Consider the following 26,538-nt stretch of genomic DNA (forward strand, 5'->3'; position numbering starts at 1 on the left):
TTCGAGTACCGGCGGGCCGGTCCAGTCCGGCTGTACCTCGGGCGACGCCCGCGACGTGCTCGCCGCGATGCCCGACGCCAGCGTCGACGCCGTGGTCACCTCACCGCCGTACTGGCGACTTGAGGGACTACGGCACCGGCCGCTGGCACGGCGGGGACCCCACCTGCGCACACCCCATCACCGTGCGGCGGCGGACACCGGACACCCGGTGCCCCGCCTGCACGGCGGTGTGGACCGACCAGCAGTACGGCCTCGAAGGCACCCTCGACGACTACGTGCACCGGCTCACCGCCGTGTTCGACGAAGCCCGCCGGGTCCTGACCCCGACCGGCACGTTGTGGCTCAACCTCGCCGACAGCTACGCCACCGGCCGCCGCACCGGCGCCGGTGGCGGGCTACCGGCGAAGAACCTCAACGGGGTGCCCTGGCGGGTCGCGTTCGCGCTGCAACGCTCCGGCTGGTGGCTCCGGAACGCGATCATCTGGGCCAAGAAAAATCCGATACCCGAATCGGTCCGTGACCGGCTCTCCGCCAGCTATGAGCTGCTGTTCCTGCTCACCAGGTCCCAGACATACTACTTCGATCTCGACCCGATCCGGGTGCCGCTCGCCCGGCCGGACGCCGCGGACGGCAGCCGTGTCTTCGGCAGCACCCGCAAGGGCCGCACCGGTGGCGTCGACGCCACCGCGCGCCGACGCGGCGGCACCTACGGCGGCAAGTACACCGCCGCCGACACCACCGACGACACCGCTGTCGAACCGAGAGCCGGAAGCGGCAACCTCAAACCGATCGGCCACGCCCACACCGCCGCCCACCACGGCGGCCGCAACCCCGGCGACGTCTGGCACATCGCCACCCGCCCCTACCGCGGTGCGCACGTCGCCCCGTTCCCGCTGGACCTACCACTGCGGGCGATCGCCGCCGGGTGCCCACCCGGCGGGGTCGTCCTGGACCCGTTCTCCGGCGCCGCCACCACCGGCCTCGCCGCACTGCACCTCGGCCGCGCCTACATCGGCGTCGACATCGCCGCCGACTTCCACGACGAAGCCCGGCTCGCCCCATACCTGCCCACCGACACCGACACCGACACCGGCCCGGGCCCGCACGACGCAGCACCGGCAGGACCGGCGGGACGGACGGGCACAGATGGAGGGCCGGGATGAGGCTGCGGACGGTGCCGGTCACGTTCGCCGAGGCGTGCGCGTTCATCGACTGGCACCGCCACCACCGCCCACCAGCCGGGCACAAGTACTCCATCGGCGTCGCCGACCAGGACAACCTCCTGGTCGGCGTCGCCGTCGTCGGCCGGCGGGTCGCCCGGCTCCTCGACGACGGCACCCGTAACGCGTGCTCGATGTTGTACGCCGCGGCCTGGACCGCGGCGAAAGCGCTCGGCTACCGCCGTCTCGTCACCTACACCCAGGCCGGGGTTCTCTCGCGTACTTCGGGCTGTTGTTCCCACTGGGCGGATAGCCCGTCTGTTCGCCGGTCACCGAGCCCGCCACGATCGCGGTGGCCTTCCCCGACACGTTGTCCCCCTTGTCCGTCGGCGATCCAGGAGTACGCCGGGCACGACGGCCACGCCGACCTGCTCTGCCAATGCATCGACGGCGAGCTACCCACCTACTCCACAGCAGCGCGAATCGCGGATTGTCTATGGTGGACGGGCGGCTGTTCTCACCACCTGTTCACAATCTCACCACCTGTTCACAACGGAGGCGCACCGGAGATGCCGACTCGCGAGGCCGAGAAGTATCAGCGGATGCTGGACGAGCACGAATGGCTGAAGACAGGAATCTGCTTCACTGTCATCCGCCCGAATGAGCGGCTGCCGCGGTTCGAGTCGACAGTGCACTCACTCGGCGGCATACCCGCGAGCGTCATGCCGAGGGATCTGCGGACCGACAGCCGGGCGGGCAACGGGCTCGAGCGCTACTTCTACGCGGAAACGGAAGACGCCGCCGCGTTGCTCGAGGTCAACGGGTTCCAGGGATCGAGGCACACTGTGCTGCGCGTGCTCAGCCAGGACGCGGTCGTCTCCTCGGCCTATTGGAACGTCAACTCCGTCAACGCGCTCTGCCATGCCGCCAACGGCGCACTCCTGTCGTGGTTCGACGCTCAATTTCCTGAGCAGCGGGCCGGCGAGGACCCCTCAGCGTTCCCGCAGCACCTGAGTGACTTGCTCGAGACCCAGGCAACACCGACCGGCGTCGGCAACTGGCAGGCATCGTCGCTTGCGACGATTGAGCTCGAAACGGGTGTCAAGTTCGACGAGGTGTGGCTCGACGCCGGCCTCCTGCGCAGCTTCGACGCCCCGCCGATGTGACTTCAACGGGTCGTCGCAGACGGCGAGGCCAGGGGCCCTCTCCCGCCCTGCGCCGCATGCCACCGTCGGCAGTTCACCGCGTACCAGAAAGCGGCCTGCGCCAGCAGGTCCCGTCACGCGGTTCCGCGCCGGTCGCAAGCAGACCCGACAGCCTGCCCTTCGAATACATTTGAAGGGCAGGCTGTTTACCATACATAGTCCGGTATATACAGCTTCGTTAGGCACCAAAATGTCCTATACGCGGTAACTTGCGCATCTTAGAATCTCCATCTATCGATGTGGAGGTCTGGGTGGTTAAGCGCAAGTTGGGTCTTATGAGCCTAGCCGTGTCCGCAGTGCTGGTAGCCACGCTGCCGGCCGTGGGACATGCGGCCGAGGAGCCGACCTGGAAGGCGTCGATCGAGATCGTCGAGCATCCAGGGAAGAAACCCAGGATGTCGGCGGACAATCCCGCCAAGGGTTGGCTCTCCAAGAAACCGGACGGTACCGGGGTTCGGCGATCGCTCGCCGATGACGTGGCGCAGGCAAAGAGGGCGAACCCCCACGTCTACCGGGGCAAGAGTGGCGGCGTGTCCGCGTTCGCGTACCCCGGAGAGGACTGGGTGACGCCCACGGAGTGCAGGGACTTCTGGGACGAGACCGAACCGGACGGGTTGTGGTACTTCAAGAACCACTACTCCGCCTGCAATGTCGAGCTGGCATACGTGCGGCACGAGCAGTGCAATCCCGGCTGCGTCGAGAAGGGGCGGTCGTACTTTCGGCTCACGACCATAGCCCGGGGTTCGCACACCACGCGCGCCATTGATGTCGACGTCTACTTCGACAAATGGGTGCACACGGGGATCCCGAACCTCAACGAGAAGCTCTACCTCAACATTTCGTGCGGCACCTACGCCAGCGACGGCGGCGCCTGCGACTCGGCGCCTGCGACCGGGGCGCTGAAGACGATCACCGAATGGAAGGCGACGTCCTACGCGCACTTCCTCGATCCGATGACGCCAGGAGACGGCGGCGGAGATTACCCGGATCACAAGATCTCGCACTTCTTCATCGAACGGACCCTCAGGGTCTTCTCGACCGGCGATGAGGCGCCGAGCTACGGCGTGCTCGGCCGTTGTGACAACGCGCCATACATTCAGGAGTCGCCCGTGGGCGGGTGCTCGTTCCCGTACACGGCAGGCATCCTGCAGTACGACTACAACGCTGCGGAGACGAAGCAGTCGGTGGAGTTCTTCTACGATGCGATGCACCACCTTGATCAGCTCATGCCGAACGTGAACGGCAGGTTCGTGCCAGGTGGCTACTACATCCAGCCGTTGACGGACTACTACGAACCACTCTCCCGACGCTGGAACTACAACCAAAGCCGCTACAAGGTGCAGCAGTACTGCATCTCACGGTACGGTGCGAACTACACAACCGGCCCCAACGGCGAGACCCGACAGTGCGACGAGTACCCCTTTGCGTCCACCGCCCAAGGCGCCAACTATGAGGACGTCTGGTCGCCGCAGACCTGGGCCGCCAAGCCCGTCAAAGCGGAACACAACAGCAAGACCGGCAGCATGCTGGCGGAGTTCTACAGCTACGACCGCATCCTGGACGACGACATCTTCTACGTCGACATCATCAACGCACCGAACGACTGATCCGCAGTGCCGGTTGCAACGCCCTGACCGCGGCGGCGGCTGTTGTCCGCCGCCGCTGCGGCCAGCCGGCCGGGTCGGGTTGGCAGTGCCTGCCACACCGCTGGGCGAGGGCCATGACCGGCTCCAACCCGGCACAAGACACCAGATTCGGATCATCAACCGATGCGCGGAGTCGTGCCGCGCCGTGCGGCAACCTCGCCCCGAAAGTGCCCTCTCGAACTGGACGATAGAAGCCTGAAGAACCTCTATCTTTCCAGCTCGCGAGGGCATCGCCGCGTCCGGGATGCCACAGTTGCTCAATCCCATCGGTGGATCAGGGCTCAGCGTGCGGCGCGGTTCCCTGTTGGGGCGGCTGGCGTCGTCGCGGCCCGCCCGTCGGCCCGATCTCGATCTCATGCAATGCAGGGACACCCCAAAACCGTTCCGTCCGGGCAGACAATTCAGGGTCTGGTCGGCTCGCGTCTTCGTTGGAACGGAGCGACATTACTGGTGGAGTTGCCGATTTGTTCTCTGAGGGCCTCGTTTTCGAGCGCCAGTTCGTTGATGACGGTGGCGTAGGTGCCGACGATCTGTTCCAGGCCTTCGCAGTGCTGGCGGAGCCGATCGAGTTCAGCCTTGAGTTGGTCGTGCGCGTTGATGGTCCTGCGGAACGCGGCAGGGGTGTTGCCGGCGGCTCTGGCCAGGTTCTGGAAGTGGTCGCGTAGATCGGTGTGACGCTGGGCGACGACCCAGTACTTGACGTCGGCTTCGATGGCGAGTTTGGACGACGGAGAGGTTGCCGGTGGAACGGCGCGGGGTTCCGGTGAGGAGGCGGTCTGCGGCGGCCAAGAGTGCGACGCGCTGAGGATCGGTTCCGTGGGTAGGCCAAGCGCTAGTGGCGGTTCCCATGGTCACTTCCCTTGAAGGACTCCGCGTCGTTCTCAGTCGCGCAGTCCCACGAACGCCCCAGCACATGCAAGAAATTCAGCCACAACCCCAGCGTGTAGGCGTACTTCCGCCATGTCACCGGCGACATCGCCCGCATCCGACGCGACGCGAAGAACCCGTTGACCCGCAAGTCCGGCCGACCATCCGGCCCAAGCAGGAACGGCTGATCATTCCGTCGACCGTCCACCCTCGCCCGATCCAGCACGTCACCACGCTCGCGCGCCAGCTCCCCGGACGGTCGCCACGGTCTCTCGAAGTCATACCGGAACACGGTCCATCGCCCAGGAACGTACGCGTATCGCATAAGCCGAACGGTACGGATCACGATCCGGCCAACAACAGTTGCGCGGGTAGAGACCCGGGGAGAGCGGCGCCAGTCTCCGCGCCGGCGGCTGGCACGTCGTCGCGCAGCGCCCGGCGTCACCCGGCTGGTCACGTCCCAGCCGGCCCCGCGCCGAGCACGGCACCGATCACATCGCCCGGCAGCGCTGGCACGCCCCGCCCTGACCGGAGTCCCGCAGCGCTCGCCATGCCATCACCGCACCGCCCCTTGTCCCGCCGCCAGTACCGCAGGCCGGTGGGGCCGGCACGACCGTGCCGGCCCCACCGGCCCGATCCCGAAGGAGCCGACCATGACCGGCAACACTCACCGCGCCATCTACGACGTGATGTGGGAGATCGACATCCGGCAGGTGCCCGACATCATCGCCGACGCACCCGGCCTCGCCGCCGACCCGACGCCGGGAGCACTGCTCATCGGCCGGGACCTGCGCGGCCGACCCGTCGCTGTCCTGCTGCACGCCGACACCTGGAGCCTCGTCATCGGTCCCGGCCGCGACGGCCATGCCGTGAGCAGCTTCGTGTTCATCGACGGCCACCGCAGCGGGTTCGACCTCGACCACCTGGTCTGGTCCTTCGACCACGACACCAGCGTCCACGGCGTCGAGTGGACCGACATGCTCGCCGCCGTCCTCGCCGCCGCGACCTGAACCGCCGGCCCCCGAACACTCCCTTGCGCCGCCTCGCAGCAGCGGCACCGGCACGCGCCAATGCGTGGTCCTAATTCCCTGTCACAGTTCTGGAGGCTGCCATGCCGAGCACCCGCGGCCGACTGCAACACCGCCCGTTCGCCGCGCTCACCGCGCTCGCCGACCACCACGACCGGGCCGTCCCGGCGCTGACCGCCGAGGCCGTCCGCGCGGAACTGCGCGCCCTCGTCAGCCGCGGCGCGCTGACCCGCCGCGACGGCGACGACGTCCTGTCCCGCCTCGGCCTGCACACCCAGCCCTACCGGTGGGTCGTCGGCGTCGCCGTACCCGTCACCACCCGCGTCCGCGCCCCCAACGACCGCTACGCCCACCAGGTCGGCACCGCCCACCTCATCGCCGCCCTCAGCCGCCTCCGCGACGGCTACCTCACCGGCCCCGACACCCCCACCACCCCGGTCGAACACCCCGCCGCCCGGAGCCTGCGCGGGCTGCGGACCACGCGCACCGACCCGCACCCCGGCTACCCGTCGGCGGCATCTACCGCATCCACGCCGACGCGCTGCTGGCCATCACCGTCACCGGCGACGACCCCGACACCGTTTGCGCCGACGCCCGCACCCGCCTGACCGCCGACCTCAACCGCCGCACCGACATCACCTGCGACATCCGGCGGATGCGGCGAACCGGCCTGCGCCGGCTCACCGACCTCGACCACACCGACGTCATCGCAGATACCAGCGGCGCCGGCTGACGACCGCGCCGCAGATCAGCAGACCCGCCGACCAGACATCCACACCAGCTCTCGCCAGTCCCGGCGAGGGCCGAACTGCCGTGCCCGAAAGGGGCCCACCCAGCCATGCCAGCCCGCAACCACCAGCCACCCCACCCGCAACCCGCGCCCGCGTCCCCGGACCGTCCACGCCGATCGCCGATCACCGCAGCCGTGCCGCCGGTCCTCGTGTTCATCACCGCCGTCGTGGCCGCCAACAGCCTCACCGCCCGCTACGGGCTCATTCCGGTCGGGTTCGGTCTCACCGCCGCCGCCGGGACCGCCGCCGCCGGCGTGACCCTGCTCGCCCGCGACTGGGTCCACCAGACGGCCGGACGGCCGACGGTCCTGGCCTGTATCGGTACCGGCGCCGTCTTCAGCGCCACACCCGCCGGGTCCCGCCTCGCCATTGCCTCCGCCGTCGCGTTCCTCGTTGCCGAACTCCTCGACCTCCTCGTCTACCAGCGACTCCGGGACCGGGGCATGCTCCGCGCCGCGCTCGCGTCCAACGCCGTCAGCATCCCCGTCGACTCGCTGCTGTTCCTCGCGCTGAGCGGATTCCCGGTCTGGGCCGCCCTGCCCGGACAGCTGTGGGTGAAGGCCCTCGCCACCATCGTCCCCGTCGCCGTGTTCGCCGCCGCCCGTGCGCTACTACGCCACCGCCTCCGGCCCGCTCGTTCGTGAGGCGATGCGCGCCGGCCGGCTCGGGATGATCGCCACCCCCGCGGCCGGGAACCGGGTCGAGGACGGCGTCGCGTGGATCGCCGACAACAACTCCTACACCGGTCGCTACCCCGGCGACGACCGCTACCTCACCTGGCTCACCGCCCGCGCGGTCCATCGTGGACAGTGCGCGTTCGCGACCGCACCCGACGTCGTCGGTGACGCGGTAGCGACGTGGGCGCGGTCCCGGCCGGTCCTGCCCCGCATCCGCGCCCTCGGCTACCCCGCCGCGCTCGTCGCCCAGGACGGCCTGGAACACCTCAACATCGACTGGAACCTCTTCGACGGACTGTTCCTGGGCGGATCCACCCCGTGGAAACTCGGACCGGCCGCCGCCCGGCTCGCCGCCCACGCCCACGGGCTCGGCCTCCATGTGCACGTCGGGCGGGTCAACAGCCTGCGGCGGCTGCGCTACGCCGCATCGATCGGCGCGCATTCCACGGACGGCACCTACCTCGCGTACGGACCCCGCCAGAACCTACCGAAACTGCTCGGCTGGCTCGAGCACCTCCACACCCTCCCAGCGCCCCAGCCGCCCCAGCCGCCCCAGCAGTCTCCGCCAAACGATCACGCTCAGCACATCTCCGATTGGAGCACCACACCGTGACCACCACCCCGCCCACCGCCGAAGCGGCCGGGCCACACCACATCACCGCGGACCGCATCGAGGTCTGGACCGAGGACACGGTTCGCGCGCTCGGCGTCGTCACCGACCTGCCCACCGCCGCCCGGATCTTCGGCCTCGGCCGGGCCCTGGCCTACCAGCTCGCCGCCGACGGCGACTTCCCCGTCCCGGTCCTGCGGGTCGGCAACCGCTACCGCGTGCCCGTCGCGGCGATCCTCACCGCACTGCACATCCCCGCCGCACCGGTCGCACCCGCCACCCCGGAAGGCGACTTGACCACGTCCGGACAGTCGAGCGTCGATCACCACGACGCAATCAGAAGCTCCGGCCCCCAGCATGACCGGGCCGTGCCGACATGAGGAGACGTGTGAACCCGGAAGGCTCCGTCTACAAACGCTGCACCTGCAAAGACGCCAACGGCAAGACACTCGGCAGCAAATGCCCGAAGCTGCGCCGGGCCGGCGGCGGGTGGCACCCCACCCACGGCAGCTGGGCCATGCAGATCGAACTCCCGGTCCGGACAAAGACGGAACGGCGGCCGTTCCGGCGCAGCGGCTTCGACGGCCGCGACGCCGCCACCGCACTCCTCGACCACATCCGCGCCCTGCTCAACCTCGCCGGCGACGACCCACACCTCGCCATCCAGATCAGCGACCTGATCTGGGGCACCGGCCGCCGCGAAGCCCTCCCGGACGTCGGCACCGTCACCGCCCGCATCCGCGCCGGAGTGTCCGCATCGGTACCGACCACCACCGCCCAATACCTCACCGACTGGATCGGCAACCGGCGCGGCCTGTCACCCAACACCATGCGCAGCTACAGCGACCACATCCGCCTCTACCTCATCCCGCACCTCGGCGACATCCCGATCCAGAACCTCAAGGACCGGCACATCACCGACATGTTCACCGACCTCGACGAACGCAACGCCGCCATCATCGCGGCCAAGGCCAGCCCCGACCCGGCCGTGCGGGCCACCGTGAAAGGGGTCCGGCCGATCGGCCCGGCCAGCATGCAACGGCTCCTCGCCACCCTGCGCAAAGCGCTCAACGACTGCGTGCGCAAAGCCAAACTCGTCCCGACCAACCCGGCGCTGAGCATCGAACTGCCGTCCGGGAAACCACCGACGCCGAAGGTCTGGACCACGAAGGCGGTCGCGCGCTGGCAGCAGACCGGGCAGCGGCCCAGCCCGGTCATGGTCTGGACCCCACCGCAGGCCGGGGCGTTCCTCGACTACGCCGAACGCCACGACATCATGCTCTACCCGCTGTTCCTGCTCATCCTGCACCGCGGCCTGCGCCGCGGCGAAGCCGTCGGACTGCGCGACTTCGACGTCGACCTCGACGACGCCGTCCTCACCGTCGCCGAACAGATCACCGCCGTCGGCTACGTGCCGATCGTCAAAGACGTCAAGAGCGACGCCGGGGAGCGGGTCATGCCGCTCGGCGCGTCGACGATCACCGTGCTGCGGGACTATCTGGCCCGCCGTGACCGGCTGCAGCAGGTGTCCGGTGACGACTGGCCCGACACCGGCCTGTTCTTCGTCCGGCCCGACGGCAATGCATGGCATCCGCAGAGGGTCAGCCAACGCTTCGACGACCTCGTGGAAGCCAGCGGTCTGCCACCGGTCCGGTTGCACGACCTGCGCCACTGCGCCGCCACGTACCTGCGTGCCGGCGGCGCCGACATCAAGGAAGTCCAGGAAACCCTCGGCCACGCCACCCAAGCGCTCACCTCCGACACCTACACCTCCGTCCTCCTGGAATTCCAGCGCGCCTACGCCGACACCGTCGGCGACCTCATCCCCCGCAACACCAAAGCCGCCTGACCGCCGTCCCGTCCCGCCACCGCAGGACCCGACACCGATTCCCGCACCGCCACGACGAAACCGGCCCCTCCCACGAACGGGGAGGGGCCGGTTTCGTCGTCGCCGATCCAGCACGCCGCATATCCGATCGGAGCAGTGATCCCACGGGGTCGATGTCATCATTGGGTGCGCCCTGCCGCCGCACCCACCGCTGGCCTATCCGGGACCGGCCGACTGACCCGCTGCCCGACGGCGGCCTGCACCCCATTTCCGACTCCGCCGTGCCGCTTTGCTGCGGCCGGCACGTCGGCCGTCGCATCGCGCACCGTGCGAGAACGGTCCGCTGGTGTGCCAAGATGCCGCGTCGGCGTCGCTGCCGTCGATGGCAGCTACGGTCCGCAGTTGGTGCGGTATACCTCGTCGGCGCGGTTGCGGCTGCCGCCGACGTCGGCGATGGAGCGGGCTTTGCCGCTGCTGCTGGCGCCGACGGCGAACAGTGCGCTGTAGGTGCTGTCGGTGTCGAAGAAGGTCACGTAGCCGGAGCCGAGGTTGTACGCGACGGATTCGGTTCGGTTCCGCCACCCCCAGCTGCCCAGGTCCTGCCAGCTGCAGTCGCTGAGCCGGCCGCGTGGATACCCAAAGTTGATCTTGTCGTAGAAGCAGAACCATCCGGACGGGCAGTCCGCGCCGGCAAGGCTCGCGGCGGGGCGAGCGACGGTGACGACGAACTTGCCGCCGCTGTAGCTGATGTCGGAAGGTCCGGTCTGGACGCCGCCCGGGTGCTCGGCGAGATACGCATCGACGAGATGCTGATTGGGACCGTCGCCTGGAGCGGCGACGGCGGGCGTGGAGGTGGTGGCCAGTGCTGCGCCGGCCAGCGCGATGATGGCAGCGGTGCGCAGGATTCGGATCGCGTGATGTGGCATGGGTACCCCCTTGAGTGTTGTCGACCGCAGCGCGCGGCGACCGGCCGTGACGATCCGCCACGATGAGCAGCTGATCGATTGCGCTGCGTTACCCCCGGGGTGAGCGTATGCGTCGCACGCTCTAGATCGACACATCGTTATCTGTAAATGAAAAGAATCAACGCGCCGCGTCGTCGAGCCCCTGACCTGCACTGTCGGGCGGGCATCCCGCCGACGCGGCGGCCGGCCTCCGCCGCGTTCTCGAGATTTGGGACGGGCGCGAAATTTGGCACTCATGTTTTGCTCGCTACGCACGGCGAGAGGGGTGGAAGCGACGCGAGGGCGGCGTGGTGTTTGACGGGGTGCGGGCATGGGCGTCGGTGGAGGGAGGGGTCGGTTGGTGGCCGCTGTGGATGTCGGTGCCGGTGGCGCGGGCGACGGTGATGCGGATGGACCCGATGTGCCGTCCGATGATCCCGAGGCGTACGCGCAGTGGCTGGCGACCGTCTTCGTCAAGAACAGTCCGTCGTTGATGCGGTACTTCATGAAGCGCGGGTTGTGCAGGGAGGACGCCAGGGATGCGGTGAACGCCCTGTTCGCACAGCTGTATCGACGGCCGGTGCACGGGGTTCGCAGCGTGAGCGGCCTGCTCTGGGCGGCGGCGAAGTTCAAGATCGCTGATCACCACCGTCAACGTGCGCGGCGCCAGTCGGTGTCCATCGACGCCGATGAGCGGGTGCTGGACCAGGTGTCCGGGATGGGCGCAGTCGGGATGTCCCTGGAGGACAGGGTCGCGATGCGCGATGCCGTCCGCCGGACGCTGTCGTTGCCGCAGATGCAGATGATCCACGCGAAGGTCGTGCTGGGTCTCAGCGACGCGGAAGCCGCGGAGCGCTACGGGACCAGTGTCCACATGGTGCGGTGGCACCGATCCGAGGGCTTGCAGCTGCTGCGAAAGGTCTACGACGTGCAGCGGCGCTCGTCGGGTCGCGGCACAGGTGATCACGGAAGGGGCGGTACATGACGGGGCATCCTGACCCGGAGAACGCCGAGCCGGTGGCCGGGCCGCACCGTCCGGATGCGACCGATCCCGCTGGGCCGGCCGATCCGGACGAGTTGGACGATGACGAGTTGCTGGCGCTGGCGGCCCTGCTGCTGGACCCCTTGCCGGATCCACCGGTGCCGCCGCTGGGTCTCAGCCGCGAACACTTCCTGGCCCTGGCCAGCGATATCCGGCGTGAGCGGGCTCGACCGCGTCGCCGTGCACGGGGGCTGGCCTCGGTCACGGCGTTCGTCGCCGTGCTGGCCACCGTGGGTTTGGTCGTCATCATCGGGATCGCCCACCGCAACGGCGGTGTCAGCCAGGACCCGAGCGCGTCGGCGGCGCCCGTGCCGGCGCCGGCACCGCTCAGGCTGGCTGCGCCGCAGCCGGCGGCGGGCCGGCTGGCCGAGCTGGCCGAGCGGGCTCGGCAGGCGGCCCCCGTACCAGGCATCGGCTCCTACACCTACGTGCGGACCCGGCAGTGGACCAGCCCGCCCGGCGGCGGGGCAGCGCCCGTCACCGACGAGCAGACCTGGTGGGGTCCCGACATGTCCGGGCAGCACCGCTCCTGCCCGGTATCGGGCTTCACCGCGTCCCGCCCACCCGTGAGTTGCGGGATCAGGGAGGCGGTCGTGCCGGCGTCGGCACCGATCATGCTGCAAGCACCCTCCGAGGATCCCGCCCTGCTGGCGGTGCAACTCGCGCATGCCGGTGCACTGCCAGACACGTCGGAGCAGGCGCAGGTCTTCTTCGACCGGGTCGTGGCCCTCATGCGCACCACGGCGTTGACCCCGGCGCAGCGCGCGGCGGCCCTGCGCATCCTGGCCGACACGCCCGGCATCGTGCACCGCGGAGAAGTCGCCGACCCGATGGGACGCCGCGGGCTCGCGGTCACCGTCGACCCGGCACAACGTGCGATGCCCGCCACCGTCGCCGTGTTCGACATGGACAGTGGCCAGCTGCTCGCCGTCGAACGACTGACGCAGCCGTCCGGCGCGACCGGCGCCGTCGACACCTTCGAGTTGACCGAGGCGGTGATGCTGCTCGAAATCCGACGTACGGACCAACCGACGTGACGCCCATCTGGCCGACCTGACGCGACCGGAGTGCTGCCCGCTCGGTGCGATCCCAAATGCATGTTCGCAGGGGTTGCGCAGCAAACGCTGATATCCGCTGCCCAGAAATCAACATGCATGCACGTGCCGACGCGAAAATCGCCGTCGGCAACGTCATGCTGCCCACCTTTCGAATCACAATGGGTAGCGGCGTACACCCGAACGGCCCTACGGCCCTCCGCCGTCGCCTGCCTCGCAAAATGGCAGCTCAACGAACCCCCGGAAAGCGAACTTCATTCATTCATCCAACGGTGCACGCGCGATATGCAAGTTGCAGACCGCTGTTGACGCGGACAGTGACGAAGGTCTTCCGTGAAGGGGATCTCGTGCAGTACGGTTGCACCGTTTCTAGACTGCCCCTATCGAACTGGCGTGCCCACGCTGCCAGCACCTACGAATCTGAATCATCTTCTTGAAATATCGCGGACGAAGAACCGAGGACACTCTATGAACCGTCGAGTCGCGCGATCGTGTGCCGAACCGCCCGCCGCCGCTGGACACCTGTCATGGTTCACGTCTGCCCAGCAAGCCGGATGGCCACAGCGAAATCCGCGAATCGCGACCTCGCTACGACCCTCGGCGCGCAGCCCCCGACAACACTGACCCTGCCAGGTCGGCACGCGGCGAACCCGCACCCTCGGCCTCAGGCGGGCCGGCCACCATACCGAGCACTGCTCGCTGCCAGTTTCCGCCGCTCACCAAAGACCCCCGGCGTCGGGCCGGAGGACTCCGTGTCGGAGTGTGCGAGGAAGGACCCTCGTGAGTCGGCGAAAACGCAAAAGGCACCACCGGCCCCCCGGACGCATGGTCCAAGTCCACCGCAAAGGGCGGGTGTGTCGAACCCGGCGGTCCAAGTATTTCAGGACCGCGATCGCCATCGTGACGACATTCGCGACCGCTGCTGAAGCCCTGTCGCTGCTGCCGTTCCTCGATGGCGATCTGCGAAACACGGCCCTCGCCATGGCAGCCACAGCAAGGGCCATGCTCCACCTCGCGAAATCAACGCGGTACCGTCCAAAGTAAGCGTTGATCCGCGCCTCCGGGTGGTGGCCACTACGGTCACCACCCGGTGGTCTCTGTGGGTCGAAACGACTCACCCCATGAGAGAGGCATCGCCGTTCGGAATGCCAGGCAGTCGACCCCTGCCACCTGACATCACCGGCCCGCGTGTCAGATTTCCGACTCGCGTGCGTGCCACTGTGCCGGTTCGTCACGGATGCGTCAAGACACGCTAACGAAAACAGTATCCGCACTCAGCGCATATCGATGTCAACCAGTCGGGGCCCAATCACCCTCAGGTAGTCCGCCCGCCGCCCCGATCGGGCGGCGGCCGGTAACCGGTACGACCGATGGCCAGCCCACAGGTCACACCTCGCCGCGGACAACCCACGTCACGGCCAACGGCATTGCATGCGCCCGAGATGCGGGCCAGAAGCAGCCATGCCACCACCGGCGCGGCCCGTTGAGGAACGAGGACCCCGGCCAGGGCCGGCGCCCATCGAACCTGCCGATCACCAAACGACGCAGCGGCAGTGCGCACGCCAGCCCGAGCTTCATCGCCCGTTGACGTGCGGGCCGCAACGGACTAGGTAGCAGGCTCACGCTGATGGTGAGGCCGTCGTCCGGGACGGGACGGTGCCGCGCCGGTTGGCGTAGCAGAGCAGCCACAGCTCGGTGTGTCGTGTTCCAACGGCCCGACGATGTCCCCCGGTCTGGCCGCCTTGGCAGTGGACAGGTCGATCGTGTAGTCGACGCCGTCCTACGCGAAGCACCCAGTTTCGTCCGCGCGGGCCTCCGTCGAGGTCGTCGTCGAGCACCTGGATGGTGCGTATCGTCATGTGGCTGCCCTATCGTGTCGCGGTTCAGCGCCGGTCGTGTGGGCCCACCCGATGGAGCGCTTCGTACTGCAGCGCCAGGGGTTCCTCCGCCGTGGCAATGGAATGGGTGGGTTGTTGGGCGGCGTGTGGTGCGGCGTGGTGAGCGGTCGGGCACCACGCGCTCGGGAAGCGGCGGGGTCTGGGCTGGTTCGAGTGTGAGCGGGCGCGAGCTTATGTCGTGCACGTGACGGCCGGGGTGCGGGTGTCCGGGGTGTAGGTGCTGGCCACAAAGAGTACGAAGATCTCGTACTCGTCGGTCGGCTGCGGGGGCGTGGTCGCGTCCGGGCGGCGGTGGGCGCGGCTGTGGCTGGACAGCAATTGCCCGGCGAGCGCATCGAAGATGAGGGTTTTCGTGACGGTGAACGGCGCAGCTGGTTGGTAGGTCCACATGACGGCGAACCCGGCCCGGCCGGTCCGGTCGGTGACACCGGTCTGGACGGTGATGCCGGGGACGCGGGCGAGCATCCGTAGGACTCCTTGACGGGTGGTTTGTGGCACGAACCGGTCGCTGTAGAAGTCGGCGACCTGCCCGAAGACATCAGGTACGACCTTTGGCGGGAGCGGCTCCTGCAGGATTTGCCGGCGAACGGCGTCGGGGTCGCTGGACAGCGGCCCGTCGAACGGCCCGAGGGCCTCGTCGGACTCGTCGGTCTCCGGCGGGCAGCCGCGGGCATCGTTGATCACGACGGTGCGGCTGACCCCGCGGCCGGTGGTCCAGAACCGGATGTGCCGGCCGGGTCCGGTCTCGGCCGGGACGGTCGGGTCGGCGGGGAACGACTCCCATACGCGCGTCTCGACGTATTCGAACATGGCCTTCGGCGGGTCGGCCGGACCGTTGCCGATGCCGACGGCCATACGTTCCAAGACTGTGCCCGGGTCGGCTCCCGAGCTCACCGTCGGCGTCGGCACCGCAGTCGACACACTGTCCGGCCGTTCGGACGTCGACACCGAAACCTGGCCGCTCGGCCGGGCGGCAGCGACACCGACAGCGAGAACGGCAGGGATGGACAGCGCCGCGGCGGCAACGGCGAGCCGTCGCCGGACAGGATGGACAGCATGAGCCTGCTGCGAGGTGGAGGTCACGAGATCCTTCAATCGAGGGTGGACAGGTAGGGCATGCAGGGTGGCGGTGGGCATGCCCGTCGATGCGACAACAGACGGCTCGGCAGCGGGTCCGGCAGTAGGCCCGGCCCTGTGGCGTTGGCGTTGGCCGGCGCGCGGGGAGACACCTGGGGCCTGGGTCCGGTCCAGCAGCAGCGCGACAGTTGAGTCGCCGTCGGGGGTGCCACTCGTGGGTAAGCAGTTCGCTGGTGGAGGAGTCGACGACGACGTCGCCGGTGGCGTTGGCGCTGGTCAATGTGAATCCCCAGCCGGGCCGGTGCTGCAGGTCGGTGCGGGGGATACCGGGCACCGGTGCGCTGATCGATGATCACCGTGAGCAGGTCCGGGCCGGCGACGGTCAGCATCACCGGCGCTGCCGGACCACCCCGGGTGCGCACACTCATCGGGCCCCGATCCTCAGTGGCCGGTGCGGCGGCCGCTGTCGGCGGCCCGTGCCGGTGCATGGGTGCCGTGGAGCCGCTCGGGTCGCCGGGCGGAGGGCGGCCGGCGGGCAGCGGCCAGGCCGGGGTCACCACGACCTCGGTCAGCGTCTCGCTGGCCGGGTTCACCCGGTCCGGTCACCGTCCGCGTCGCTCGCGGCTGAGGGCAGGTCGGCGGGTGGTGGAGGCGTGGCGGGCAGTTCGTTGCAGACGTCGGCGAGGCGCAGCAGCGCGGCAGCGGCCACAAACCATGCCTCTGCCCCGTCCAGACGCAGCAGTTCCCCAGCCAGGCGGTTGAACCGGTCCGTGTCGGTGTCCGACCCCCTGGTCTGCATCACATCAACCAGCAGCAACCGACTCACCGTCGCATCGGCGTCATCCAGGATGACCCCGGTCACGACCTCGCCGACCACCTGCTTCCACCGCATCGACGCCCGCGGATCGTCAGGCCGGTCCTCGACCCGGACGTCATCCACCGCAACGCCGGCGGTGCCGCCGGCCTCGGCCCAGCCGGGCACCGCGGCCACGACCACCGACGCCAACGCCGCGTGCAGCGCCCCACTGTCCAGCACCGACTGCAGGGCCTCGTCCAGCGACGCCGCCGCATGCTCGGCGGGCACGTGCCGGCACCGCGCCCACGACGCCTGGCCGACCGTGAGCGCCACGTCCAACACCGCCCGCAACGACGCGCCCTCGGACTTGGCACCGGTCATGACACCTCGACCCCCGCCCCAGCATCAGTCCCAGCTGCAGCGGGGGTGGGGGTGGGGGTGGTTGCCGGGTTCGGGCCGCGGTGCAGCACCTGGGCGGTGTACCGGCCGGCCCGGAAGTAGGCCGCGATGAACTGTGCCGCTGCGTCGACGTCAAAGTCCTTGCACGAGAACACGTTGATGAACGCCCGTCCGGTGTTCTCGGCGAAGTGGGCGGTGATGCTCGACGTGGTGATGAGCTGCACCAGCGAGTACCCGGCGGCTTCCGGGTTGTCCAACGCGAACCGTTTGCACACCGGCCGTCCGTAGCGTCGCATCCCGATCTCCTGGACCAGGGCCTCGGCGAATCGGCGGATCACCCGCCGGTTGCTGATCCGCTCCCGGTCGCAGCCGTCCAGATCGAGGACCAGCTCGACGCCCCACGGCGCACCTACGGTCCCCGCAGGAGTCCCGGTTGCGGGCCGGGTTGTGGTTCCGGGTGTGGTCTGTTCGGCGGTGTCCGGTGTGGTCATGACTGTCGCTCCCCGTTCGTCGCGTCACCGCGGGGCGTCGCGGCCAGCGGTGGCAGTGGCATGGTCAGGGCGTAGCTGCCCCAGTCGCCGCCGTTGGCCCGGCGGAGCCGGCCGAGCATGCCGTCGGCGGTGAGCCGCCGCGGCTGTGACCGCAGCGTGCTCGGCCGCACGTGCGCGCCGGCCAGCACCGTACGGACGGCTGCGGCATCCAGCTCGACGATCAGCCCGCCCGGAACTCGCGCATGTCGCACCAGCGCGGCGGCGATCGTGTACACCGCCCCGGCCGATCGGTGGCACAGCACCCACCGGGCCCAGACGCCGGCGTAGTCGTCCGCGTCTTCGACCAGATGCCCGACCGCCATGTCGAGCATCAACGCAAACTGGGCGTCGCCGACAGCCAGCTGAGGTTGCGGGTCGGCGCTGCCGGTGTGCAGCCATACCGTCCACGGCCACCGCTGCGTGGCCTCGGCCACCAGCTGCGGCGGCCCGCAACGGTCCAGCCACGCAGGGAACTGCCGCGGCTGCCCGGTCACTACTACACCTGTCGGGTCGACGGTGCCGGTCGGTTCCGCTCGCTGCGGCACGGCCCGCGCGGGGCAGTCGGTTGTCGTGAGCGACCGCGCCACGGTCTGGGTCTGCTCAGTCATGCTGTGCTCGCCGCGACGGTCGGGAACTCGTACAGCCAGTACTGCTGCTCGTCGATGCGTTGGGCGCGGACGTCGCCGGAGAGCCGGTGCAGCATGAGCCGTACCACGCGGGACATGTGGCGCACCTCGTCGGTGCGGGCGCAGAAGTCCAGCGCGATCAGACCGTCCCGCCCGGCGGCGGTGTGGTACATCGCGGTGACGAGTTCCCCGAACGCCGCCGCTGCCCGGCCGTCGGTCTGGGTGGCGACGAACCCGCAGTGCCAGATGCGGTGTTCGGCGTGGTGCTGCGGCCAGCGCCGATGGAAGTACGCCGGGGAGATCAGCGGCACGGCGTCCAGGTCGTTGGTGTAGATCGACAGGCCCCGCAGCGTGTCGTCGAGGTCCAGGCAGAGGTACTTCTGGACGCGCGGATCGTCCATCACGTCGTCGAACTCGCCGCGGTACATCAGGTGCCGCTGCACGGCGAGGGCGTCGAGTTCGCGGAACGCGTCGGAGTACAGCGCCCACGCCGCTTCGCGCAGATCACCGCCGAGGATGTCGTGGATTTTGATGGTCATCAGGTGCACCCAATCTTGGGGGTGGGCATGTCGGGGGTGGAGCTGTTCACCCGTGCCGCCGAGCTGGTCGCCGGGGGGTCGGCGACCAGCTCGGCGGGCACCGGGCCCGTCGGTCCGACGGTGCCGCTGAGCAGCCGTTGGACCAGCCGGGACGGTCGCTGCAGTTGGGTGGCCAGCTCATCGATGGTGGCGCCGGCCTCGTGTCTGGCGCGGAGCTGGGTGATCAGGTCACCGGCCCGGTCGGCCAGGACGGGTCCCAACACGTAGCGGCCGTCGCAGCGGGCGAGGTAGTGGTGGTAGACGAGCGTGGACACGTAGTGCAGGGCCGACGTCGACACCATGCCGACCGCCTCGGCGATGTCATGCGCGCTCAGCCCGTGCGGGCTACTGCCCACCAGGTCCAGGATCGTCACGACCCGGGCAACGGAGAGCAGCTGATCCGACGGTGGACCTGGCGCCGCACGCATCTGTGCAACACCCTTTCCAGGAGAACCGGTTGTTCACGCTGTGCTGTCCGGCGCCGGTCGTGACCGGGGCATCGTGCCGGCCAGCAGGGCTGGGATCTGCGTTTGGCAATGCCGACGAGCTGGGTGTGGCCGCGTCCGGGCCGGTCAATGCCCCCAGTTACGCCCGGGCGGGTTCGGCGCCGTCGGGGTGTTCCGCGCGTCCGCCCGATCCGGGTTGCGGAACAGCACCGCACGTGGAACATGCGGTGCAACACCGCTCGGGGTTGAGGTCGATCCGTTCTGGGTGGTCAAACCAGGTTCCTCTCCGGGCAGATGCGATGGTCGGATGGTGGCCGGTGCGGGTTGGTCAGGGTTGCCGGTCAGGTTGGAACGGCCGGCATTTCAGCCGCCGGAGCTCAGGGCTGCACCGGTCGGCCGTCGCCGACGACCGTGGCCGCGGTGCTTGCGGCGGTCGCGTGGGCGCGGAGTCCACCGACTGTGCCGCTCATGTTCAATGGCAGGGTCGTGGCAGCAGCACCGGCTCCGGCGCCTCCAGCTTCCAGAGCTGGTTTGCGTGCCACGACGCCGTAGCAGGCCACCTCGGCGTCGGATGGACGCGGCGGCGGTAGTCCGTCGGCTCGCCAGTGGGCGACGGACACCAGTCCCGGCTCGACGGGTTCAAGGCCGGTGGTGAACCGGTCGATCTGCTCGCCGGGGCGGGCGCAGAACGGGACGCTGTCGCCCTTGGACAGCGCGGCGAGACCGGCCCGCTGCTGCTCGGTCATGAAGTCGGTGGTGGCATGGCTGAGGACCAGGAAGCTGCCGGGCGGCAGCGCGGACAGCAGCGTCTGGACGACCTGCTGCGGCTGGTCCGCGTCGGTCAGGAAGTGCAGGACAGCGACGAGCAGCAGCGCGACGGGCTGACGCAGGTCCAGGACCGCGTGCAGGTCGGGGCTGGCCAGGATGCTGGCGGGATCGCGCAGGTCGGCGTCAATGTAGGCGGTGCGGCCTGGCGGTGTGGAGGTGAGCAGCGCCCGGGCGTGGACCAGCACGATCGGGTCGTTGTCGACGTACACGACCCGGCTGTGCGGGGCGATCCCTTGGGCGACCTCGTGGACGTTGTTCGCGGCGGGCAGCCCGGTCCCGATGTCCAGGAACTGGCGGATACCGGCGTCCGCGGCGAGATACCGCACGGCCCGGCCGAGGAACGCCCGGTTCTCCAGCACCCCGGTACGGACGTTCGGATGCGCGGCGGCGATCCGCTGCGCGGACAGGCGGTCAGCGGCGAAGTTGTCCTTCCCACCGAGCCAGAAATCGTAGCGGCGGGCCGGGTGCGCCACGCTCACGTCCACCGCCGGCGGCGCCGTGTCCTGCTCCCAGTCCCCGGCCGGGCCGTGCGAACTGCGCCCTGCTGCGGTTGCGTTCATCGGGGTGTCTCCGCCTGTGGCGTGCGTGGCCGCCAGCACGGCACGTGGGTGCCCGCATGCCACCAACTGCCGTCCGCGTGCTGCAGCGCCGGCAGCCAGCACGCCGCACCGCGGCATGCACCACCCAGCGCGGTCATCAGCGCGATGCTCGGGGCTGCTGGAGCGCCAAGACTCGCCAGGCATACCGGCCGTACCGGCCATACCGTTGTGGTCGCGGCGTCCGCCCGGCCAGCCCGGCCGGTCGGCGCGACCGCAGGCGGCGTGCCGGGCCCGCTCGACACTGGCGCAGATCTTGTCGGTGGCGACACCGCCGGTGTCAGGACAGGCCAATGGTGGCGGCTGAGGTGGCGGTCGTCTGCCGGCGGCAACGCGGCTGTGGCCGCTTTGATACTGCGGTTGATCGGCATCATCGGGGTTCTCCAGGTGCGAAACGGGCCGCGGCCGGCTCGGTGGTGCTGCAGGTCGGTGCTGCGGCGGCCAGGACGGTGGGGGTGTAGATCGTTGCCACGACGAGGCAGTACCGGGTGTCCGGCGTCAGCCCGGCGGTCCGGTACCTCGTCGCGGCGGCCTGCACGACCACAGGCGGCAGGGCCGGGCCGCCGGGCCGGGACAGCGAGACGGCGGTGGGTCGGGTGCCGCCGCTCGGGTCGGCCCACCTGACGGTGATCGAGGTGCTGGTCGTCGCCGTCACCCGAACATCTGCCGGCGGAGGCAACGAGACTGCGGCGGACGTTGCGGCCGCCGGTTGCGTGGCTCGGGCGGTCGGTGTGGTTGACACCGTCGAACCGTTCGGGGTGCCGGCTGGGGTGTCGGGCCGAGCGGTCAGGTAGATCAGGACGCCGGTCGCGGCGGCGACCGTCACAACAGCGAGCAGCGACGCCGCCCCGGTCAGCCGTCGACCGCCCACCCCGCTCCCGTCTCGGCTGCGGTGGGTAGGCGTAGCCGAGCGCAGCCGGCGGGCGGGGGCGGGGCGGGACACCGATGGGGTGCGCCGCAGGTGCAGGCGCCGGGTGAGCGGGTGCCGGCTGCCGAGCGTCACGGCAGCGGCGGGTAGCGCCACGTCGAGCAGCGCGTAGGCGCGGGTGACCGCGCCGAGGCGCAGCTGCAGATCGGTGGTCTCCTCGACGAGCCGCAGGAGGTCGTGATCGCCGAACCCGTCCCAGCCGGCGAGGTCCCGGATCACCCTGTCAAGCCCGGTCAGGGCGTCGTCGTACCGGCCGTGTTCGGCGTCGAGCAGGGCCAGCCCGGCCCGGGCGAACCGCACCGCCCGCCGAAGACCAGCGGGAGCGTGGCCGATGCGGGTCGCGGGCAGGCCCGTGACCCGCCGGTAGCAGTCGCCGGCCGCGGCGAGGGTCCGGGTGCTGCCCTGGCGCCGCAGCGCATCACCGAGCGCGACAGTGCCAAGTGCGGCGTCCTCGTCGGCCGGGCCGTACCGGACGGTCAGCTCGGCAGCCCCGGCGGCGAGGTGCTCGACGGCGGCGTCAAACTGGCCGAGGTCCAGCAATGTGCGGCCCAGATACCGGCGCGCGATGTCGAGGACCTGGCCGACGCCAAGGCCGGCGGGTTCGCCGGGCCGCGCCGTGTGCAGCAGCCGAGTGAACAGCTGCCGTGCCCGGTCGTACTCCTCGGCGGTGTACGCCTGCAGCCCGGCAGCAAGCAGACCGTCCAGGTCCGTCGCGTGATCGGTTGTCACCGGCACGCCGGCCGTCACGTCGCCCACCAGATCCGTCCGCCAGCCGCTGGCCGGACGGACGGTGTGGAGGGCGTGCTGGGTGTGGTGGGTGGCTGTGGTCTGCGGTGCATCGGCCACCACGGCGAGCCGTCCGGCAGGTGGCCGCGTGGGCCGGCTGTCCAGCCGTGCCGGGCAAGCAGCCACCGCAGTTCGATGGTGTACGCCGCCGTGCAGGCCGGCCGTTCCTGCTGATCCAGCACCCGGTGGTGCTGCCGCAACAGCTCGGCGGCCAGCTGCCCGGCGACCGGGCCGTCACCGGCCATGGCGAGGAGCACCAGCACCTCGCCCCTGGCCCCGTCCGGAACTGTGCTGCGCAGGACGCCTTCCAGCGCTGCCCACCGGGCTGCGTAGTGCGGGTCGACGGTTGAGCGGCGCAGCGCCGCCACCGGCGGGAGCGGTTCGGTTGCCCCGGCCCAGACCGCGATCCCGGACCGGTCCTCGGCCAGATACGCCGCGCCGTCGTGCTCCACGACGTACTCGATCAACAATGTCAGGTCTGCGACGACACGGTTGGCTGACTCGATGTCCGGGGCGAGCCACCCTGTCACCAGCGGCTGCCCGTCCAGCAGGACACCGGCGCTGTCGGCGCCGAGTCTCGCCCAGCCCGGGCCTGGCAGTACCGCACTGATCTGCGGCAGCGGGTTCGGGAACACTGCCCCGCTCCTGCCGGGACGGTGCGCGGCAGGCCGAGCCGCTGGGCGTCGTGACGCGTTCACCGCTGCGGCCTCCGTCCCGACGGTGCCGCGAGCTGCACCGGCCATCGCGGTGTCCCGCGGGGTGCCTGGCCCACAGGGCGTTGACACAGCCCGGCGTGCCGGTCGTCGAGGTCGGCACCGACCGCCCACGACACGGCCGGCAGTACTGCACTGTTGGAGGTCGGATCGGTGGGCATCGCGTACCAGGCGAACGCCTGCCGGGTGAGGCTGGCGGCATCATCGTGGTCGCCGCAAGCGTCCAGGAGTGCGGCCAGGTGCAGCAGCAGCGCGATGCTGGCGCGGTCGGCCGGTCCGTGCCGCCGGCACCACACCCGCCAGGTGCGGGTGAGACCGTCGATGGCGGCATCGCAGAAGCCCGCCGCGTGCCGGGTCAGCGCGAGGTCGACCCGCGCCGCGATGGTGGTGGCGGCCAGCAGACCATCGCGGCGGCCGAGCGCTGCGACGAGCTGCTGCCGCAGGGCGACCGCGGCGGTGTCCAGACCGTGCCCGGTGAGGACCTGGGCGAGGACACCGCCGGCGCGGATGGTGGCCTCGTGGTGTGCGCCGTGCAGTTGCCGGCTGCTGCGGTGCGCGTACCGCGCCCACCGCAGGGCTTCGCAGTCGGCGACCTCGCCGGGGTGCAGTGTGGCGGCGTAGAGCGTGGCGGCGGCGATCAGGTCGCTGTCCGGCGCGGCGGTGGCCGGTTCGGCGGCCAGCAGCGCTGCGCGCAGGAGTGCCACCGCGCGCTGCCGCTCGCCGGCGGCGAGTTCCCGTTCGGCCAGTGTCGTCAACGACCGCCGGGCGCACCGCGGCGCCGTCGTGGAGGCGGTCGCCGCGGCTGGATGCGGGACCTGCAGTGTGGGTCGTTGCGGCGTGGCGTCGCCGGACGCGGCGGGCCAGGGGTGGGACATCGGTCGGTGCCTTCCAGGCGGCGAAGAAACGGCGATGCGTGGTGTTGCGTCGAGCTGGGACCGGCAGCTGGTGCGGGGCGGCGAGCAGTTCATGACGGTCCTGTCCGCAGGCCGGGCGGGCCGGTCGCATGGGTCAGCGCACCGTCGTGCAGGACGTGGGCATCGGTGGTGGTGTGCGCGGCGGCCGGGTCAGGTGCGGTGCGCAGGATGGCGGTCCCGGCGGCGGCGAGGGTGGGGATCGTCGTGTCGATGTGGGCGGCGAGGCTGGCGGCGAGACCTTCGGTGGGCTCGTCGAGCAGCAGGACCGCTGGTTGGGTGAGCAGCGCCCGGGCGATGGCGAGCATCTGCTGTTCTCCGCCGGACAGGTGGCTGCCGCGGTGGCCGAGCCGGTCGGCCAGCGCCGGGAACAGCTCGAGGATCTGGTCGCGGGTGTACGGGCCGGGCCGGGCGGCGATGGTGAGGTGCTCGGCGACGGTGAGGGTGGCGAAGACCCGTCGGCCCTGCGGGACGAGGCCGAGCCCGGCGCGGGCCCTGCAGGCCGCCGAGTGCCTGGTGATGTCGCGGCCGTCCAGCATGATGCGGCCGGAGGTCGGTTGGTGCAGCCCGGCGATGGTGTGCACGAGGGTGCTCTTCCCGGCGCCGTTGACGCCCGCGACCGTGCAGACCTGGCCGGCGGTCAGGTGCAAGGAGAGGTTGTGCAAGACAGTGCCGCCGCCGTACCCAGCGGACAGGTGCTCGACGGTCAGCATCCGGGCACGCTCCGATCATGGCTCCGGTCGGGGCGCGGGTAGGCGGCGGCGACGTGCGGGTGCTGCCACAGCAGGGCTGGGGCGGCGGTGTGCAGGTGCCGGCCCTGATGCAGGACGGTGACCGTGCCGCACACGGCGGCGACCAGGTCGAGGTGGTGCTCGACGAGCAGCACCGTGACCTCGTGGGGCAGGGCGGTGAGCTGGCGGGTGAGCAGGTCACGGTCGGTGGCGGTGAGCCCGGCGGCGGGTTCATCGAGCAGCAGCAGCCGCGGCCGGCTGGCCAGGACGGCGGCGAGTTCCAGCAGTCGCCGCTGCCCGTGGGACAGGACTCCGGCCGTGGTGTGGGCGTGCCGGTCGAGGCCGACCGTATCCAGGGCTGTCATCGCCTGGGCGCGCAGGTGGCGGCGGAGTTTGCCCGGCCGGCCCGGGTAGCCGCAGGTGTGTGTCCAGCACGCGGCAACAATGTTGTCCACGACGGACAGGCTGGGCAGGACCGCGGGGGTCTGGTGGGTGCGGCCGATCCCGGCGCGGGCCCGGCGGTGCACCGGCCAGCCGGTGATCTCCCGGCCGTGGTAGCGGATCTGCCCGGCGTGTGGTTGCAGGGTGCCGGCGATGAGGTTGAGCAGGGTCGTCTTCCCGGCGCCGTTCGCGCCGATCAGGCCGTGCCGGGCGCCGAGTGTCACCTCCAGGCCCAGGCCGTCTACCGTGGTCAACGCCCCATACCGGTGGGTCAGTGCGGTGACGGTCACGATGGCCGGATTTGCTTGCGCCGCTGCGGTCACGACTGCTCCCTCGCTGCCGATGGCGCAGCGGCGACCCGACGCCGCTGGGGACGATGGAGGCGCTCAAGCACGGTGCGGGCACGGCTGGCGGCGTGACGGGCGGAGGTCAGGGCACCGCCGGGAAGGAGATAGACGCAGCACAGGAACAGGACACCGATCAAGGCCTGGGTGTGCCCGGCGAACGGGCCGCCGACCACGTCACGGACGCCGATGATGACGGTGACCCCGAAGAGGGTTCCGGTGATGCTGCGCCCGCCGACCGCCCCGGCGAGCAGCGCGATGACCGCGGTGTCGAACCCGGCGTCGGCGGGGGTCATCGCGTGCTGGACGGTGACGAGCAGGGCACCGCCGACACCGGCGAGCGCACCGGCGCCGAGATGCACGGCGTAGAGGTAGCGGGTGGTGCGGTGCCCGGATGCCTGCATGCGTGGTTCGTGGTCGCGGACGCCGTGCAGCAGCATCCCGGCCGGGCCGCGCAGCACCAGCCACACCGCCGTCAGGGCGAGGGCGGCGACGGTGAGGCAGTACCAGTACACGGCCCGGTCGGTGACGAGGTCACCGAGGCCGGGCAGCGGCCGGGTCGGCGGGAGGAACGACAGGCCGTTGGTGCCGCCGGTCACCGACGTCCACTGGTCCGCGGCGGTAACGGCGAGACTGCCGACCGCGACGGACACCATCAGATAAACCGTCCCGCGGGTGTGCACCAGCAGCAGGCCCATCACCGCACTGCACCCGGCTGCCGTCGCCGCGGCGGCAGCGACCTGGATGATCCCGACGGTGCCGAGCGTGCTGTGTGCGGCAAGGATCGCCGCGGTGTAGGCGCCGACCGCGAACGGGGCGGTCTGGCCGAGGGTGGGCAGGCCGGCGTGCCCGGTCAGCACCGACACCGACACCGCCAGCAGCGCGAGCGCGAGGACCCGAGCGGCGGTCGCGGTGGTGTACAGGTCAGCCCAATGCGGCAGACTGACAGCGGCACCGGCCAGCACGGCCACGGCGGTGCACCGTGCTGCGGCACGCCACCGCCCGCTCGTGGGCGGCTTCGTCGGCGAGGCCGGTCGCCGGTCGACCACCGTCGACG

At 70.4% G+C, this 26,538-nt stretch carries 26 protein-coding genes; 12 read left to right on the plus strand and 14 right to left on the minus strand.

Annotation, left to right across the window (positions count from 1 at the left end; all coding sequences use genetic code 11):
* Positions 1-119 precede the first annotated feature (119 nt).
* The 10 genes from OHA72_RS10675 to OHA72_RS10720 all read left to right on the plus strand — a co-directional run bounded on the left by OHA72_RS10675 (position 120) and on the right by OHA72_RS10720 (position 9,833).
* A complete protein-coding gene (locus OHA72_RS10675; protein WP_327007684.1) occupies positions 120-1,163 on the plus strand; it encodes a DNA-methyltransferase in 1,044 nt (347 codons plus the stop codon).
* Positions 1,160-2,326: an XF1762 family protein gene (locus OHA72_RS10680; protein WP_327007685.1), complete on the plus strand. Its 1,167-nt coding sequence runs from the start codon at positions 1,160-1,162 to the stop codon at positions 2,324-2,326. The genes OHA72_RS10675 and OHA72_RS10680 overlap by 4 nt, the downstream gene beginning before the upstream one ends.
* 326 nt (positions 2,327-2,652) lie before the next feature.
* Positions 2,653-3,972, plus strand: coding sequence for a NucA/NucB deoxyribonuclease domain-containing protein (locus tag OHA72_RS10685; RefSeq protein ID WP_327007686.1), 1,320 nt, complete (start codon positions 2,653-2,655; stop codon positions 3,970-3,972).
* Between the two features lie 503 nt (positions 3,973-4,475).
* Complete coding sequence (locus OHA72_RS10690; RefSeq protein WP_327007687.1) at positions 4,476-4,676, plus strand: hypothetical protein; 201 nt, start codon at positions 4,476-4,478, stop codon at positions 4,674-4,676.
* 855 nt (positions 4,677-5,531) lie between these two features.
* The gene (locus tag OHA72_RS10695; RefSeq protein ID WP_327007688.1) at positions 5,532-5,888 is read left to right on the plus strand and encodes a hypothetical protein; all 357 of its coding nucleotides are present in this window, start codon (positions 5,532-5,534) and stop codon (positions 5,886-5,888) included.
* A 101-nt stretch (positions 5,889-5,989) separates the two neighbouring features.
* Positions 5,990-6,514 carry a hypothetical protein gene (locus tag OHA72_RS10700; RefSeq protein WP_327007689.1) on the plus strand — a complete coding sequence of 175 codons (525 nt, stop codon included), beginning with the start codon at positions 5,990-5,992 and terminating at the stop codon, positions 6,512-6,514.
* Between the two features lie 317 nt (positions 6,515-6,831).
* Positions 6,832-7,341: a VUT family protein gene (locus tag OHA72_RS10705; protein WP_327007690.1), complete on the plus strand. Its 510-nt coding sequence runs from the start codon at positions 6,832-6,834 to the stop codon at positions 7,339-7,341.
* A complete protein-coding gene (locus OHA72_RS10710) occupies positions 7,301-7,987 on the plus strand; it encodes a hypothetical protein (RefSeq protein ID WP_327007691.1) in 687 nt (228 codons plus the stop codon). Before OHA72_RS10705 ends, OHA72_RS10710 begins: the two co-directional genes overlap by 41 nt.
* Positions 7,984-8,364: a helix-turn-helix transcriptional regulator gene (locus OHA72_RS10715; RefSeq protein ID WP_327007692.1), complete on the plus strand. Its 381-nt coding sequence runs from the start codon at positions 7,984-7,986 to the stop codon at positions 8,362-8,364. The genes OHA72_RS10710 and OHA72_RS10715 overlap by 4 nt, the downstream gene beginning before the upstream one ends.
* Entirely contained in the window at positions 8,361-9,833 is a 1,473-nt protein-coding gene (locus OHA72_RS10720) for a tyrosine-type recombinase/integrase (RefSeq protein ID WP_327007693.1), read from the plus strand. The genes OHA72_RS10715 and OHA72_RS10720 overlap by 4 nt, the downstream gene beginning before the upstream one ends.
* 368 nt (positions 9,834-10,201) lie before the next feature.
* On the opposite strand, the gene OHA72_RS10725 is transcribed toward OHA72_RS10720, so the two are convergent.
* On the minus strand, positions 10,202-10,738 hold the full coding sequence (locus OHA72_RS10725) for a peptidase inhibitor family I36 protein (protein WP_327007694.1): 537 nt from the start codon (positions 10,736-10,738) through the stop codon (positions 10,202-10,204).
* 379 nt (positions 10,739-11,117) lie between these two features.
* On the opposite strand from OHA72_RS10725, the gene OHA72_RS10730 reads away from it, so the two are divergent.
* Together OHA72_RS10730 and OHA72_RS10735 are read left to right on the plus strand one after the other, a co-directional pair.
* Entirely contained in the window at positions 11,118-11,741 is a 624-nt protein-coding gene (locus tag OHA72_RS10730; protein WP_327007695.1) for an RNA polymerase sigma factor, read from the plus strand.
* Complete coding sequence (locus OHA72_RS10735; protein ID WP_327007696.1) at positions 11,738-12,835, plus strand: CU044_5270 family protein; 1,098 nt, start codon at positions 11,738-11,740, stop codon at positions 12,833-12,835. Before OHA72_RS10730 ends, OHA72_RS10735 begins: the two co-directional genes overlap by 4 nt.
* 2,087 nt (positions 12,836-14,922) lie before the next feature.
* Here OHA72_RS10735 and OHA72_RS10740 read toward each other — a convergent pair.
* The 13 genes from OHA72_RS10740 to OHA72_RS10800 all read right to left on the minus strand — a co-directional run bounded on the left by OHA72_RS10740 (position 14,923) and on the right by OHA72_RS10800 (position 26,452).
* Entirely contained in the window at positions 14,923-15,606 is a 684-nt protein-coding gene (locus OHA72_RS10740; protein WP_327007697.1) for a hypothetical protein, read from the minus strand.
* A gap of 811 nt (positions 15,607-16,417) precedes the next feature.
* Entirely contained in the window at positions 16,418-17,005 is a 588-nt protein-coding gene (locus OHA72_RS10745) for a hypothetical protein (RefSeq protein ID WP_327007698.1), read from the minus strand.
* Complete coding sequence (locus OHA72_RS10750; RefSeq protein WP_327007699.1) at positions 17,002-17,514, minus strand: S-adenosylmethionine decarboxylase family protein; 513 nt, start codon at positions 17,512-17,514, stop codon at positions 17,002-17,004. The genes OHA72_RS10745 and OHA72_RS10750 overlap by 4 nt, the downstream gene beginning before the upstream one ends.
* Positions 17,511-18,161 carry a hypothetical protein gene (locus OHA72_RS10755; protein WP_327007700.1) on the minus strand — a complete coding sequence of 217 codons (651 nt, stop codon included), beginning with the start codon at positions 18,159-18,161 and terminating at the stop codon, positions 17,511-17,513. Before OHA72_RS10755 ends, OHA72_RS10750 begins: the two co-directional genes overlap by 4 nt.
* Positions 18,158-18,718 carry a hypothetical protein gene (locus OHA72_RS10760; protein ID WP_327007701.1) on the minus strand — a complete coding sequence of 187 codons (561 nt, stop codon included), beginning with the start codon at positions 18,716-18,718 and terminating at the stop codon, positions 18,158-18,160. The genes OHA72_RS10755 and OHA72_RS10760 overlap by 4 nt, the downstream gene beginning before the upstream one ends.
* Positions 18,718-19,185 carry a helix-turn-helix domain-containing protein gene (locus OHA72_RS10765; RefSeq protein WP_327007702.1) on the minus strand — a complete coding sequence of 156 codons (468 nt, stop codon included), beginning with the start codon at positions 19,183-19,185 and terminating at the stop codon, positions 18,718-18,720. The genes OHA72_RS10760 and OHA72_RS10765 overlap by 1 nt, the downstream gene beginning before the upstream one ends.
* Before the next feature lie 395 nt (positions 19,186-19,580).
* Positions 19,581-20,591, minus strand: coding sequence for an SAM-dependent methyltransferase (locus OHA72_RS10770; protein WP_327007703.1), 1,011 nt, complete (start codon positions 20,589-20,591; stop codon positions 19,581-19,583).
* Between the two features lie 406 nt (positions 20,592-20,997).
* On the minus strand, positions 20,998-22,311 hold the full coding sequence (locus OHA72_RS10775) for a fibronectin type III domain-containing protein (protein WP_327007704.1): 1,314 nt from the start codon (positions 22,309-22,311) through the stop codon (positions 20,998-21,000).
* Entirely contained in the window at positions 22,299-22,976 is a 678-nt protein-coding gene (locus OHA72_RS10780) for a hypothetical protein (protein ID WP_327007705.1), read from the minus strand. The genes OHA72_RS10775 and OHA72_RS10780 overlap by 13 nt, the downstream gene beginning before the upstream one ends.
* 59 nt (positions 22,977-23,035) lie before the next feature.
* The gene (locus OHA72_RS10785) at positions 23,036-23,929 is read right to left on the minus strand and encodes a hypothetical protein (RefSeq protein ID WP_327007706.1); all 894 of its coding nucleotides are present in this window, start codon (positions 23,927-23,929) and stop codon (positions 23,036-23,038) included.
* An 89-nt stretch (positions 23,930-24,018) separates the two neighbouring features.
* On the minus strand, positions 24,019-24,678 hold the full coding sequence (locus OHA72_RS10790) for an ABC transporter ATP-binding protein (protein WP_327007707.1): 660 nt from the start codon (positions 24,676-24,678) through the stop codon (positions 24,019-24,021).
* The gene (locus tag OHA72_RS10795) at positions 24,672-25,460 is read right to left on the minus strand and encodes an ABC transporter ATP-binding protein (RefSeq protein ID WP_327007708.1); all 789 of its coding nucleotides are present in this window, start codon (positions 25,458-25,460) and stop codon (positions 24,672-24,674) included. Before OHA72_RS10795 ends, OHA72_RS10790 begins: the two co-directional genes overlap by 7 nt.
* Complete coding sequence (locus tag OHA72_RS10800; RefSeq protein ID WP_327007709.1) at positions 25,457-26,452, minus strand: branched-chain amino acid ABC transporter permease; 996 nt, start codon at positions 26,450-26,452, stop codon at positions 25,457-25,459. The genes OHA72_RS10795 and OHA72_RS10800 overlap by 4 nt, the downstream gene beginning before the upstream one ends.
* Between the last annotated feature and the right edge of the window lie 86 nt (positions 26,453-26,538).

The organism is Dactylosporangium sp. NBC_01737 (assembly GCF_035963215.1).
Lineage (GTDB): Bacteria > Actinomycetota > Actinomycetes > Mycobacteriales > Micromonosporaceae > Dactylosporangium.

What these genes read in the sequence shown, in the direction of transcription:
- OHA72_RS10720 (WP_327007693.1), top strand. Translation starts at nt 8,361, where the DNA reads ATGAGGAGACGTGTGAACCCGGAAGGCTCCGTCTACAAACGCTGCACC.
- OHA72_RS10790 (WP_327007707.1), bottom strand. Translation starts at nt 24,678, where the DNA reads ATGCTGACCGTCGAGCACCTGTCCGCTGGGTACGGCGGCGGCACTGTC.
- OHA72_RS10725 (WP_327007694.1), bottom strand. Translation starts at nt 10,738, where the DNA reads ATGCCACATCACGCGATCCGAATCCTGCGCACCGCTGCCATCATCGCG.
- OHA72_RS10740 (WP_327007697.1), bottom strand. Translation starts at nt 15,606, where the DNA reads ATGGCCGTCGGCATCGGCAACGGTCCGGCCGACCCGCCGAAGGCCATG.
- OHA72_RS10785 (WP_327007706.1), bottom strand. Translation starts at nt 23,929, where the DNA reads ATGTCCCACCCCTGGCCCGCCGCGTCCGGCGACGCCACGCCGCAACGA.
- OHA72_RS10735 (WP_327007696.1), top strand. Translation starts at nt 11,738, where the DNA reads ATGACGGGGCATCCTGACCCGGAGAACGCCGAGCCGGTGGCCGGGCCG.
- OHA72_RS10765 (WP_327007702.1), bottom strand. Translation starts at nt 19,185, where the DNA reads ATGCGTGCGGCGCCAGGTCCACCGTCGGATCAGCTGCTCTCCGTTGCC.
- OHA72_RS10760 (WP_327007701.1), bottom strand. Translation starts at nt 18,718, where the DNA reads ATGACCATCAAAATCCACGACATCCTCGGCGGTGATCTGCGCGAAGCG.
- OHA72_RS10700 (WP_327007689.1), top strand. Translation starts at nt 5,990, where the DNA reads ATGCCGAGCACCCGCGGCCGACTGCAACACCGCCCGTTCGCCGCGCTC.
- OHA72_RS10770 (WP_327007703.1), bottom strand. Translation starts at nt 20,591, where the DNA reads ATGAACGCAACCGCAGCAGGGCGCAGTTCGCACGGCCCGGCCGGGGAC.
- OHA72_RS10750 (WP_327007699.1), bottom strand. Translation starts at nt 17,514, where the DNA reads ATGACCACACCGGACACCGCCGAACAGACCACACCCGGAACCACAACC.
- OHA72_RS10695 (WP_327007688.1), top strand. Translation starts at nt 5,532, where the DNA reads ATGACCGGCAACACTCACCGCGCCATCTACGACGTGATGTGGGAGATC.
- OHA72_RS10755 (WP_327007700.1), bottom strand. Translation starts at nt 18,161, where the DNA reads ATGACTGAGCAGACCCAGACCGTGGCGCGGTCGCTCACGACAACCGAC.
- OHA72_RS10680 (WP_327007685.1), top strand. Translation starts at nt 1,160, where the DNA reads ATGAGGCTGCGGACGGTGCCGGTCACGTTCGCCGAGGCGTGCGCGTTC.
- OHA72_RS10745 (WP_327007698.1), bottom strand. Translation starts at nt 17,005, where the DNA reads ATGACCGGTGCCAAGTCCGAGGGCGCGTCGTTGCGGGCGGTGTTGGAC.